This window comes from Amycolatopsis sp. lyj-90, assembly GCF_046549035.1.
Lineage (GTDB): Bacteria > Actinomycetota > Actinomycetes > Mycobacteriales > Pseudonocardiaceae > Amycolatopsis.
The window spans coordinates 242,329-254,315 of the sequence record NZ_JAJPWP010000013.1 but is presented as its reverse complement, the minus strand read 5'-3'; the positions used below and the strand labels follow the sequence as shown (position 1 = coordinate 254,315).

11 protein-coding genes are annotated in these 11,987 nt (G+C 70.0%); 5 read left to right on the top strand and 6 right to left on the bottom strand.

Annotated features, from left to right (window positions below):
• Positions 1–3 precede the first annotated feature (3 nt).
• The 3 genes from ACLJPX_RS38805 to ACLJPX_RS38795 are packed head-to-tail and all read right to left on the bottom strand — an operon-like array spanning position 4 to position 3,971.
• Complete coding sequence (locus tag ACLJPX_RS38805) at positions 4–1,266, bottom strand: class I SAM-dependent methyltransferase (protein WP_410605253.1); 1,263 nt, start codon at positions 1,264–1,266, stop codon at positions 4–6.
• Positions 1,267–1,293: 27 nt separating this feature from the next.
• On the bottom strand, positions 1,294–2,679 hold the full coding sequence (locus tag ACLJPX_RS38800) for an FAD-binding oxidoreductase (protein ID WP_410605252.1): 1,386 nt from the start codon (positions 2,677–2,679) through the stop codon (positions 1,294–1,296).
• 59 nt (positions 2,680–2,738) lie between these two features.
• Positions 2,739–3,971 (bottom strand): SGNH/GDSL hydrolase family protein, encoded by a 1,233-nt coding sequence (locus ACLJPX_RS38795; RefSeq protein WP_410605321.1) that lies wholly within the window; start codon positions 3,969–3,971, stop codon positions 2,739–2,741.
• Between the two features lie 113 nt (positions 3,972–4,084).
• Here ACLJPX_RS38795 and ACLJPX_RS38790 point away from each other — a divergent pair, with 113 nt between their 5' ends.
• The 4 genes from ACLJPX_RS38790 to ACLJPX_RS38775 all read left to right on the top strand — a co-directional run bounded on the left by ACLJPX_RS38790 (position 4,085) and on the right by ACLJPX_RS38775 (position 9,311).
• Positions 4,085–4,456 carry an MmcQ/YjbR family DNA-binding protein gene (locus tag ACLJPX_RS38790; RefSeq protein ID WP_410605251.1) on the top strand — a complete coding sequence of 124 codons (372 nt, stop codon included), beginning with the start codon at positions 4,085–4,087 and terminating at the stop codon, positions 4,454–4,456.
• Between the two features lie 120 nt (positions 4,457–4,576).
• Positions 4,577–5,743: a sensor histidine kinase gene (locus tag ACLJPX_RS38785; protein ID WP_410605250.1), complete on the top strand. Its 1,167-nt coding sequence runs from the start codon at positions 4,577–4,579 to the stop codon at positions 5,741–5,743.
• On the top strand, positions 5,740–6,402 hold the full coding sequence (locus ACLJPX_RS38780; RefSeq protein ID WP_410605249.1) for a response regulator transcription factor: 663 nt from the start codon (positions 5,740–5,742) through the stop codon (positions 6,400–6,402). Before ACLJPX_RS38785 ends, ACLJPX_RS38780 begins: the two co-directional genes overlap by 4 nt.
• A gap of 2 nt (positions 6,403–6,404) precedes the next feature.
• Entirely contained in the window at positions 6,405–9,311 is a 2,907-nt protein-coding gene (locus tag ACLJPX_RS38775; RefSeq protein ID WP_410605248.1) for an AfsR/SARP family transcriptional regulator, read from the top strand.
• Here the strand turns inward: ACLJPX_RS38775 and ACLJPX_RS38770 are convergent.
• Both ACLJPX_RS38770 and ACLJPX_RS38765 read right to left on the bottom strand, forming a co-directional pair.
• On the bottom strand, positions 9,283–9,723 hold the full coding sequence (locus ACLJPX_RS38770; protein ID WP_101608670.1) for a hypothetical protein: 441 nt from the start codon (positions 9,721–9,723) through the stop codon (positions 9,283–9,285). The two genes, ACLJPX_RS38775 and ACLJPX_RS38770, sit on opposite strands and share 29 nt — an antisense overlap.
• 95 nt (positions 9,724–9,818) lie before the next feature.
• Entirely contained in the window at positions 9,819–10,556 is a 738-nt protein-coding gene (locus ACLJPX_RS38765) for a carbonic anhydrase family protein (protein WP_410605247.1), read from the bottom strand.
• A 241-nt stretch (positions 10,557–10,797) separates the two neighbouring features.
• Between ACLJPX_RS38765 and ACLJPX_RS38760 the strand changes: the two genes are divergently transcribed.
• Positions 10,798–11,289 carry a hypothetical protein gene (locus tag ACLJPX_RS38760; RefSeq protein ID WP_410605246.1) on the top strand — a complete coding sequence of 164 codons (492 nt, stop codon included), beginning with the start codon at positions 10,798–10,800 and terminating at the stop codon, positions 11,287–11,289.
• A gap of 4 nt (positions 11,290–11,293) precedes the next feature.
• On the opposite strand, the gene ACLJPX_RS38755 is transcribed toward ACLJPX_RS38760, so the two are convergent.
• The gene (locus ACLJPX_RS38755; protein WP_101608667.1) at positions 11,294–11,947 is read right to left on the bottom strand and encodes a TetR/AcrR family transcriptional regulator; all 654 of its coding nucleotides are present in this window, start codon (positions 11,945–11,947) and stop codon (positions 11,294–11,296) included.
• Positions 11,948–11,987 lie beyond the last annotated feature (40 nt).

The following is an 11,987-nucleotide window of genomic DNA, read 5'->3' as shown; positions in this document are numbered from 1 at the left end:
CGGCTAAACGCCCCAGTCCGGCCGCAACGGCATCCCCGAGTCCCCGTCCGGACCGACCTTCACGCCGAGAACCTGGTGCAGTTCGATCTCCCGCCGCTCGAACGCGAGGCGGCACGCGGCCATGTACAGCGCCCAGACCCGGCTCCGCCCGGCGCCCGCTTCGGCGACGGCCTCGTCCCAGTTCGCGTCGAGGTTGGCGCACCACGCGCCGAGGGTGGTGGCGTAGTGCTCGCGCAGGTTCTCCGAGTGCCGCACCTCGAGGCCGCTGTCGTGCATCGCGGTGGCGATCTCCCCGACGGACTCCAGTTCGCCGTCGGGGAAGACGTACCGGTCGATGAAGCCGCGCGAACTGTGCGCGACGGAGGTGTCCGGGTTGGTGATGCAGTGGTTCAGCAGGCGGCCCTGCGGCTTCAGTTTCCCGGCGAGGAAACGGAAGTACGACGGGAGGTTCCGCGCGCCGATGTGTTCGGTGAGCCCGATCGACGACACCGCGTCGAAGCCTGTTTCGGTGACGTCGCGGTAGTCGAGGTGCCGGACCTCGGCCCGGTCCGCGAGCCCCTTGGTCACGATGTCCTTCTGCGCCCACTGCGCCTGCTCGCGCGAAAGGGTTACGCCGAGCGCCTCTACGCCGTAGTGCTCGACGGCGTGTTCGACCATTCCGCCCCAGCCGCAGCCGACGTCCAGCAGCCGCATCCCCGGCCGGAGGCCGAGTTTCCGGCACACCAGGTCGAATTTGTGCGCCTGCGCCTCTTCCAGCGAGGATTCGGCGGACGGATACGCGGCGCAGGTGTAGGCCATCGACGGGCCCAGCACCAGTTCGTAGAACCGGTTCGAGACGTCGTAGTGGTTCGAGATCGCGTTGCTGTCGCGCGTCTTGGAGTGCCGCAACCCGTCGAGGCCGCGCTTGAGCCTGCTCGGCAGTTCCTCGGCGGGCGGGGCGACGCGGCGCAGATGCGTGGGGCCGAGTTTGCGCAGCAGCCACACCCGGTCGGCGGGGCTGAGCTGGTCGACCTGGGCCACGAGGGCGCGCAGCGCCGTGTAGAGGTCACCGTCCACATCGAGCGCGCCCGCGACGTAGGCGCGCGCGAGTCCGAGGTCTCCCGGGGAGGACATCAGATACGTCAGCGCCAGCGGTGACCGCACGTGGATCGACACCGGCGCGTCCGCCGGGCCGCTCGTGCTGCCGTCGTAGCCGGTGATGGACACCGCGGCGCTCGGGCCGAGCAACCGCTCGAAGATCTTCCCGACGGTCGTCGTCTCAGCCATGTTCGTCTCTCTTCTTCCCGTCCCGGGTCACCGCCGCCGCACGCATTTCGCGTACAGGTCGAGGAGGCGGCCGTCCGGGTCGTAGGCCGTCTTCAGTTTCCGGTAGGCGTCGCCGTTGTACAGCCGCCAAAACTCGTCTTCGGTATAGAAACTGTCGGAGTACAGCGATTTCCGCCCGCCGAGTCGCGTCACTTCGGCCTCGATCAGCCGATTGTGCGTATCCGGTTCCTCGCCGGGGTCCAGCGGGACCGCGGACCAGAAGCCGAAGTTGACGTACAGCGTTTCGGGGTCCATTTCGTACAGCGGCGAGTTCACGCCGCCCGGCCGCTGCTTCAGCGGGCAGATCCACACCGGGCTGATCGGGATCTCACGCCGGAAGAAGTCGAGGAACTCCGCGGCCCGCGACAGCGGCACCTCGATGTCCTGGACGACGGTCTCCTCCGGGGGAAGCCGTCGCAGCTTGAGGAGTTTCGCGGCGATCCCGAACCGGCGGTCGAGCGCCACCAGCTTCCAGTAGACCGACGATCGCAGCAGTTTCCTGCCCAGCAGCAGCCGGGGGAGCCTGCTCTGGACACCGAACGCGCGGGAACACCAGAACCAGTCCGTGTCCCAGCGCCACAGGTAGTCCCGGACGCTCAGGTGGTCGGTCTCGCGTTCGCGGATCGACTTGTAGTAGATGTCGAGCCAGGTGTAGTCGCTGGTCGCGGGCGCCGAGGTGGTGAACGTGCCCAGCGTCAGGTACTGCTCGCCCGGGCCGAAGACCGTCCCGTCCACGAAGTCGGCGGACCCGCCGCGGCAGGCTTCGCCGAGCGCCGCGAAGTACTCTTCGGTGTCTTCGTACCGGACGTGGTCGAGCCGCACGTACGGTTTGACCGGCTCCAGCTCGATCTTCAGCCGCAGCGCGTAACCGAGCGTGCCGTACGAGTTCGGGAAGCCGTGGAACAGTTCACTGTGCTCGTTGTCGGCCCGCGCGACGACGATCCGGCCGTCGCCGGTGAGCAACTCCATCTCCAGCACCGACTCGTGCACCAGGCCGTTGCGGAACGAGGAGGACTCGATGCCGAGGCCAGTGACCGCGCCGCCGAGCGTGATCGTCTTGAGCTGCGGCACGACCAGCGGCATCAGCCCGTGGGGCAGGGTCGCGTCCACCAGTTGCTCGTAGGTGACCATTCCTTCGACGTCGGCCGTGCGTGCCAAGGGATCGACGTCGAGTACGTGCGTGAACCCGGAGACGTCCAGTCCCGGGGTGCTGGTCGCCGTCCGCGCCCGGAACAGGTTCGATGTCCGCTTCGCCAGCCGGATCGTGCCGTGCAGTCCCGCGAGCTGGGCGCGGAGCGCGTCCGCGCGCGCTTCGTGTTCGGCGAACCGGACCAGGCGGGCCGTCGCTCGGGTTCCGCCGTCGCCGCTAGCCATTCCTGATCGCCATCAGCTCATCGTGCCCCACGGAACCGCGCGGCGCAGCTCTTATTTCGCTACCTCAGCCGCGACAGCGGGACCGCGTTCGCCATGGCGGTGAAGCCCTTGTCCCCGGGGTGGAGGTGATCGCCGGAGTCGTACTCGGGTTTCATCCGCTGCGGGTCGGCCGGATCGCGGATCACCGCGTCGAAGTCGATGTGGCCGTCGAAGAGCCTGCTGGTCCGGATGAACCGGTTGACCGCCTGCCGGGTCTCCTCCAGCTGCGGCGTGTACGAGCCCCAGCCCTTCCACGGCGTGATCGTCGCGCCGAGCACCCGCAGACCGCGGTCGTGCGCCCTCGTCGCGATCTGCTTCAGCGCCGAGATGATCTTGTCCGGGTCGGCCTGGTGCGGCGTCTGCTGGATGTCGTTGATGCCCTCGAACACGATCGCCGTCCGCGCCCCGGACTGGGCCAGCACGTCCCGGTCCAGCCGGGCCAGTGCGTTGACGCCGTAGTTGCCGCCGTCGAGCAGCAGCCGGTTCCCGCTGATCCCGGCGTTGAGCACGCCGGTGTCCCGGCTGATCTTGTCGGCGAGCTGATCGGGCCAGCGCAGGTTCGCGCCCCACGTCGAGTTCGCGCCGTCGGTGATCGAGTCGCCGATCGCCACGACGCTGCCCCGCAGACCGGGACCCCGGACGTCCACTCCGGACACGTAGTGCCAGACCGCGGTCTTCTCCGGGAACGCCGCGGCCGACTCGTCGGCGGCCTTGTCGCCGTTCCGGGTGAAGTAGGAGTTCTGCATGGCCAGCGGGTGGTAGGTGACCGGACCGGACGGCGTCGGGGTGTACGTGGTCACCAGGAGGTCGCCGTCCCTCGGCACGGTCAGCGCCGCGCCGTCGCTGACGATGTCCGCGCCCGGCGGCACGGTGACCTCGCCGTCGCCGCCGAAGGTCAGCGTGCGCATCGTGCCGGGGACCGCCTGCGGCGTGTCCGGGCCCGCGGCGACCGCGACGGTCACCCGGCCGAACAGCACCGGCGTCCGGCCGAAGGCGTTGGACAGCCGCACGCGCACCTCGCGCCCGCCGGCGCTGGTGTGCACGATGTTGCGGATCGAGAAGTTCGGATAGCCGTTGTCGGTGCCCGCCACCCCGGCCGCCGGTGCGGCCGCCCAGGTGCCCACCCAGCCGTTCGTGGCGGTGCTTTCCCCGGTTTCCACCGGGACGGCGGGAGCCGCCGCGGCGGCTCCCGGTACGACGCCCAGCAGCAGGATCGCCGCCACCAGCAGGTTTCTTCCGCGGTCCAGTCGCATGTCGGTCACGCCTCCACCCAGTCGACTCCCTTCATCGTCAGGGAATCACCGACAGCCGGTCAATGCGCCGGAGAGGACAGGTTTCTGTCGGTGGGCCGGGCTAGGGTTCCCGTATGACGCCTGCCGCTCTCGAGAAGCTCTGTCTCGGCTTCCCCGGTGCCCGCGCGGAGTTCCCGTTCGACGAGCATTCGAGCGTGTTCAAGGTCGCGGGCAAGATGTTCGCGCTCAGCGCGCTCAAGGCGAAGCCACTGCGCGTCAGCCTCAAATGCGAGCCCGACGTGGCCGTCCGGTTGCGCGCCGAACATCCGGCGATCATCCCCGGCTACCACCTGAACAAACAGCACTGGAACACCGTCGAGCTGGACGGTTCGCTGACCGACGACTTCGTCCGGGAGATGGTCGAGGACTCCTACGACCTCGTGGTCGCGGGCCTGCCGAAGCGGGAACAGGAGAAGCTGAAGTGGGTCGCGCTCAGCCAGGAGTGAGCGCCCGGGTTTCATCCGGATTTCATCGGCCCGTGCCACCCCGGCCTCCTACCGTGGGCGGAGACGGGTGCCGCCCGCCGCACGATGACGCGCCTCCCGGTACTTCCTAGGCTGATGCCCGTGCTGGAGATCTTGGTGGATCGGTTCCGGGCACGGGTGCAGGTCAGTCTCACCCGTGCCGGACTGAGCCTGCCCTGGTGGGGGGCGTTGTGCGCGAGCGCGGTGAGCTTCGTGTTCACCACGGTCGCGCTGGTGCAACGGGACGCTCTCCTGCCGCCGCAGCCGATCGCGCTGGCCGGACTGGTCGTGATCGCGCCGTCGCTGATCTGGACGATCACCGACTGGATCATGCCGTGGGTGCGGATGACCGCGCTGATTCTCGCGGCCTCGATCCTGCTCCTCCAGCCGGTCCTCCCGGATTTCGCGCCGTTGCTGCTGCTGGTCGCGGCCACCGAAGCGGGCAGTGTCCTGCGCACGACCTGGGGGATCGTCCTCGTCACCGGCGCGGGCGAGGCGGTGCTGGTCGTCGCGGGGATCTGGGGCGGGCTGGTCGGTGTGCCGGTGTACATGGTCTCGATCCTGCTCGGCCTCAGCGGCGGGCTCATGGTCCGCTGGTACACCAGGGTGCTGGACGCCGAACGCGTCAAACGTGACGCTTCCCGTGACAAGGCCTTGCTGGCCGAACGGCAGCGGATCGCACGCGAGGTGCACGACGTCGTCGGCCATTCGCTCAGCATCACGCTGCTGCACCTGACCGGGGCCCGGCGCGCGCTGCAGCAGGACCGCGACGTCGACGAGGCGATCGAGGCGCTCACCGAAGCCGAGCAGGTGGGACGGGCCGCGATGGCCGACATCCGCCGCACGGTCGGGCTGCTCGCCGACACCCCGTCGGGTTCCACCCCGCTGCCCGGGGTGGAGGACATCGCGACGCTGGTGGAACGCACCCGGGTCGCCGGACTGGCGGTGCGCTATACACAGGAAGGCGACCTCGGCCGGGTAGGCGCCTCGGAAGGATTGGGCCTCTACCGGATCGTGCAGGAATCACTCGTCAACGTTGTCAAGCACGCCCCCGGCGCGACCGCGGAGGTCCGGCTGAACGCCGGCCGGTCAGGCGCGAAGCTCGTCGTCAGCAACCCTCTCCCCGCCGCCGTCCGGCGCACGTCCGAGGACGGTTCGGGACTGGCGGGGATGGCCGTCCGCGCGGCCCAGCTCGGCGCCCAGCTCAGTGCCGGGCCCAGTGGCAGGCAGTGGATCGTGGAGGTCACCGTGCCGGGAGCCAAGCCGTGACCGCCGCCGAGATCCGGGTGCTGCTGGTCGACGACCAGGAGCTGGTCCGCTCCGGGCTGCGGCGCATCCTGCGGCGCCGCGACGGGTTCGTCATCGCGGGGGAATGCGGCGACGGCTCGGAAGTGCCCGCGGCGCTGGCCGCGAACGAGGTCGACGTCATCGTGATGGACCTGCGGATGAAGAACGTCGGCGGGGTCGAGGCGACCAGCAGGCTGCGGCGCTCCGGTGGTCATCCGCCGGTGCTCGCGCTGACCACCTTCGACGACGACAACCTCCTGGCGGACGCGCTGCGGGCCGGTGCCGCGGGGTACGTCCTCAAGGATTCCCCCGCCGAAGACCTGATCCGGGCCGTGCGCGCGGTCGCCGCGGGCGACGCGTGGCTCGACCCCGGGGTCACCGGCCGCGTGCTCGCCGCCTACCGGCAGGCCGCCGGGAACGGCAGCGGCGGACGTTCGCCCGAACTGCTGACACCGAGGGAACAAGACGTGCTCCGGGCGATCGGCCGCGGGCTGACCAACGCGGAGATCGCCGCGACACTCGTGATTTCGGAGGTGACCGTGAAAAGCCACATCGGCCGGATCTTCACCAAGCTCCAGCTGCGGGACCGGGCGGCGGCGATCGTCTACGCGTTCGACCACGGGATCGTGGTGCCGGGCTAGCCATGCGAAACGAAGGGGGGAACATGCCGGACTCGCGGCTTCGGTTCGAGGTGCTCGGCCCGTTGCGGGCCTGGCAGGGGGAGACACGGCTGGACCTCGGTCCGGTCCGGCAGCAGGCCGTGCTGGCCGCGCTGCTGCTGCGCCCGGACGTGACCGTCAGCCATTACGAACTCACCGACGGGCTCTGGGAACGGCCGCCGGAGTCGAACGTGCTGCCGGTGTACGTCCGGCGGCTGAGGCAATGCCTGGACACCTCCGGGCAGAAGCCGCGGGACTCGGTGATCGTGTCCGACCGCGGCGGCTACCGGTTCGCCAGCGGCGGGGTGCGGCTGGACGTGACGAGGCTGGAGGAGATCGCGGTCGTCGCGGCCGCCGCCGAGGAGACGGGCGACTTCATCACCGCGGTGGACACCTTCGCCGACGCGCTCCGGTTGTTCCACGGCGAGCCGTTGACAGGCCTGCCCGGCGCGTTCGTCCAGGGCGAGCGGCGACGGCTGGAGGAACGCAGACTCCTTTTGCTGCGCCGGAAACTGCGGGCACAGCTGAAACTCGGCCGGTTCGACGAGGTGATCGGCGAACTGTCGGCGCTGGTGTCCGCCGACCCGCCGAGCGAGCCGCTGGCCGCGCTGCTGATGCGCGCGCTCTACGGCGGCGGGCGCCAGGCCGAGGCGCTGGAGGTGTTCACCGACGTCCGCGAGCGGCTGGTGGAGCAACTCGGCGTCGAGCCGGGCGAGGAACTGCGGCAGGTGCAGGAGGCGGTGCTGCGCGGGGACGACGCGCTGCTCGGGATCTCCCAGCGCCGGGAGGCGCCGCGCCGGATCCGCAACGAGCTGCCCGCCACCAACGGGGAACTCGTCGGCAGGGACCGGGAACTCGCGCTGCTCGTCGAAGACGGCGACCCGGAGGCCGTCTCGGTCGACGCCGTCGACGGCGTTCCCGGCGCGGGGAAGACCACGCTCGCCGTATGCGCGGCACACCGGCTCCGCGAGTCCTATCCGGACGGTGCGTTGTTCGTGGATCTGCACGGGTACACCGAAGGCCGCGAGCCGGTGACGCCGGAGCGCGCCCTGCGGCGGCTGCTGCGCGCCGTAGGTGTCGAAGACCGCGTCATGCCGGACGATCTCGACGAACTGGCCGCGTCGTGGCGGGCGGCGACCGCGCAGCTGCGGTTGCTGCTGGTCCTCGACAACGCCGAATCCGCCGGGCAGGTGCGGCCCTTGCTGCCGTCCGGTCCGGGCAGCCGCGTGCTGGTGACCAGCCGCCGTCGTCTGTCCGGTTTGGACGCGGACCGCCGCGTCTCCCTCGGCGCGCTGGGCCTCGAAGCCGCGGAACGGCTGCTCGGCCGCATCGTGGGGGCGCCGAGGGCCGAGGGCGAGCGGTTCGCCGTGCGGGCGCTCGCCGGACTGTGCGGGCGGCTGCCGCTCGCGTTGCGGATCGCCGGTGCCCGGTTGCAGAACCGTCCGATGTGGACGTTCAAGGATCTGGTGGACCGGATGTCGGACGACGAGCGGCGGCTCGGCGAGCTGACCGCGGAAGACCGCAGCGTCGAGGTGGCGCTGCGCCTGTCGTACGACCAGCTGCGGCCCGCCGAGCAACGCGCGTTCGGCGTGCTCGGCCTGACCCCGACCCCCGAATTCGACCGGCTTTCGGTCGCCGCCCTGCTGGACTGCTCACCGGCGGAAGCCGAGCGCCGGCTGGAAAGCCTCGTCGACGCGAGCCTCCTGCAGGAACCGGCGAGCGGCCGTTACCGGCTGCACGACCTGGTGGCCGTCTATGCACGGCGGCTCGCCGGGGAACTTCCCGGCGACGTCGTCGAAGAAGCCCGGAAACGGGTGTACGGCCTGTACCTCGGCGCCGCCCGCCGGGCGAGCGAATGGGGAGTCGCGCGGTTCCCGGTGGAATCCGGCGGCGGGCCGTTCACCGGGCAACGCGACGCTTCCGCCTGGCTGGACGCCGTCGGCGACCTGCCGGAAGTGGTCACCCAAGCGGCGGAAGCCGGGCTGGACGGCCTCGCGTGCTCGATCGCCGAGGGGCTGGTCGACTACCTCGCGCGCCAGCAGCGGTACCACGAATCCCGGACGGCGCTGCAGATCGCGCTGCCGCTGGCCGAACGCGCCGAGGACGAGCGCCTGGTCTCGTCGCTGCGGTTCTGCCTCGGCTACGCGTACGCCATGCAGGGACAGCTCGACCGGGCGCGCGGCTGGTTCGACGACGCGCTGCGGGCGGGCCGCGCCTCCGGCGACCGCGGGGTGGAGGCCCGGGCGCTGGGCGGGCTCACCATGGCGGATCTGATCGCGGGGCGGCACGATCTCGCGATCCCCGGCATGCGGCGGGTGATGATCATGGCCGAGGAAGTGGGGGACGGCTGGCTCGCCGAACGGGCGTTGTCCGCGCTCGGCTATCTCGCCTACCTGCGAGGGGAGCACGAAGAAGCGCTCGTCCACCTCGGCCGTGCCCGTGAGCTGAGCGAGGAGATCGGCAGCCCCGGGATGCTGGCGAGGGTGCTGTGCCACAGCGGTACCGTCCGGCTCGAAACCGGCAGGTTCGCCGAAGCCGTGCTGGATCTCAGGCGCTCGGTCGAGCTGGCCGAAGAGACGACGGACGGCCTGCTGATCGCGACCAGCCTGGCGCGCCTCGGCGCGGCGGAACTGGAACTCGGGAATCTCGGCGAGGCGTTCGAACTGCAGCGGCAGGCGCTGGCGGCGGTCACCGAGGAGACCATCGTCGGGATGGAGTCCGAGATCCGCAACCGGCTCGGCCGCACCCATCTCGCCGCGGGCGACCCGGCGGCCGCCCGCGAGCATTTCGAATGGGTGCTGACCACCATCGGACCCGACGGTGATTCCGAGCAACGGGCGCTCGCCCTGGAAGGTCTGGACCTCACCAGACAGTCGGTACACCGGCGTTGATGATCGTGAAGCGGTGTCCCGCCATACTCGTCCGCCATCGGGTGAAGTAGGCGTCGGCGGCGTCGGTCACGTGGATCCCGGCACGGACCTCGTGGACGACGCAAGCCCAGTCCGCGGCGTCGCACAGCACCAGTTCCCGCGGCGCCCCGCGCTTCCGGAGCACGGACGAGCACAGGGCGCCGCGCCTTCCGACGTTGCCGTCGTCGAGACAGCGGCCCAGGTCATCGACGGCCTGGGCCGCTGTCTCGAACAGCGTCCACCGGTACCGGGGCGACGGGCGGCCGTCGGCCCACGGCGTGAAGAACGCCGCCCAGCTCCAGCCCGGTCCGAAGACCCCTTCCCGTTCCCCGGGACTCGGCCGGTCGTCCCGGGGCATCACCATGTTGTACGGGGTCCGGCTCGCCGGGCTCATGCACGTCTCCTCGGGGACCTCCGGTCCGCCGGTGCGGATCCGTGCCCGGAACCGTAAGGCGGCGCCATGAAATCCGGATGAAACGCTTGGAGGGCTTAAAGGTGCGGTACCGCGGTCAGGTGCCGCCCGTTGAGCGGCTGGGGCGCGCGGGCGTTGCCGTCACCGAACAGGCCCTGGAATCGCGCGATCGTCGCCGGTGAGACGGTCCGTTCGGACATCAGGAACCACTGCACGCCTTCGGTGAACGGTGCCGTGGTGAGGGAGCCCGTGTAGCGGAGGGTGCCGCGATTGCGGGGGAGGAGCGTGTCGAGGTCGAAGTCCGCGAGTGCCACCGTTTCGCCGCACTCCGGCGCGAGGTTTGCCAGGACACGGTCCACCGGTGACGCGGCGCCCGCGCGCAGGGGCACGCCGATCACCAGCAGCTTTCCGGCGGCGCTGCGGTGCACGAAATGCATTTCCAGCGGATCCGTCCTGCCCTGGAAGCGGTGTTCGGACGGGGTGTGGAAATGGAACTGTTCGAGCTCGTACCGGACCCCGGCGAGCGTGACGTGCCCGGTGCCGGGTCTGACCAAGGCCTCCTCGGTTTCTTCGTGATTTCTCGTACTGCACCCGTTGGTATCCGATGCGTCCTTTCGGACGTATTCCAGGTCCAGATCCGAATGGCCGTAGAAGACGTCCAGTCTCGGCGAGGCGGGGTCGAACCGGATCGCGCCGGGTGAGATGTCGACCGGGCTCTGTGAAGGCTGCCGCGACTGGGCGGTGCCGCCCGCGGTGAGCAGGAATCCGGCGAGGGCGAGGGGAACGACGAATGCGACAAGGCGCCTGCGTGTCACGCTTTGAACCTTTCGTGGACCGGATGAACTGTGATCATCCGGACAAAAGCCGGCCGCACCTCATGAGTGGTGCGCGCGAGAAGCACATATCTTTTTCCTGTGCCGAATAATGCGCAAGTCCCTTGAGTAGGGCGATTTCCGACATATTCCCTCCTTTCGTGCGAAAGGGAGCGTGATTCGTGCCGGACCTCCGCGAAAGATTCACTGTGCGCAGCCGGGAGGGCACCCGTAGTATCCGGGCGTGTCGATCTTGTCCGTGCTCCTCAGTCTGGTGGCCCTCTTTCCCGTCATGGACCCGGTTCCGCGAACCGGTGCCTGTGCCGGAACGGAGGGGGTGACCGTCGCGGTGGACATGGGGGCCGGGGTGCTCGTGCGCTGCGTGCCCGGCTCACCCGGTGACGCGCGGACCGCGCTCGAGCGCTCCGGGCTCGCGGTGCGGCTGGGGAGCGGAACCGGGCCGTACGGGGACTCCCGTTACGTCTGCCGCGTTGAAGGCTTACCCGCCAACGATCCCTGTACCGGTCATCGGGACGGCGCGCCGTTCTGGAAGGTATGGCGGGTCGGGCTGGATCCCGTCGCCTGGCGGGAATCCCGGACGCAGGGCGGGCCCGGCACTGTCCGGGTCTGCGCGGGCGGGCTCGTGGGGTTCAGCTTCGGGTCGAAGACTTCGCAGATGACCGTGGCGCCCGAGCAGGTCGTCACCGCGCCCGGCTGGCTCCCGCCGCCGTGCTGACGACTCAGGTCGCCGGGACGATGAGGGAGGCCATCACCTTCGGGATCAGTTCGCTCACGAACCGCCCGTCACCGGGCAGTTCGGTGCCTTCCAGCAGGTAGTTCTGCAGCCCTTGCTCGTAAAGCGCGACCAGGACGAGGACCGCGTCGTCCGGGGAGATCGTCAGTTTCCGCTCGATCCGGTCGAGCGCGCCGACCAGCACCTTGGCCAGTTCGGTGTGGAAGTACCGGAACGCGGCGCCGATCCGATCGCGGATCTCCGGCTGCCGCAGGCCCTGGGTGCGGAATTCCGCGCACAACAGGTACCAGTTCTTGTCCGCGCTGAGCGCGACCATGAACAGTTCGGCGATCCGCCCGAGCGCGGGGGAGAGGTCGTCGTGCGCGTGGACGACGGTCTCGCCGAGCACGCTTTCCGTGGCGTCGTGGAAACGCTCGAGCCGGACCGCGGTCTCTTCCTGGAACAGGGTCAGGAAGAGATCTTCCTTCGAGCTGAAGTTCGAGTAGAAGGCGCCGCGGGTGAAGCCGGCGCGCTCGCAGATCAGTTCGACCGGGGTGTCCCGGATGCCGCGTTCGGAGAAGGCCTCGTACGCCGCGTCGATCAGCCGTCGGCGGGTGTCCGCCCGGCGCCTGGTCATGGTGGCGCCCCGCTCCTCGGTCATCTCGCCATTCTCCCGTATGCGCCCGGTTCACCCGGCTGTG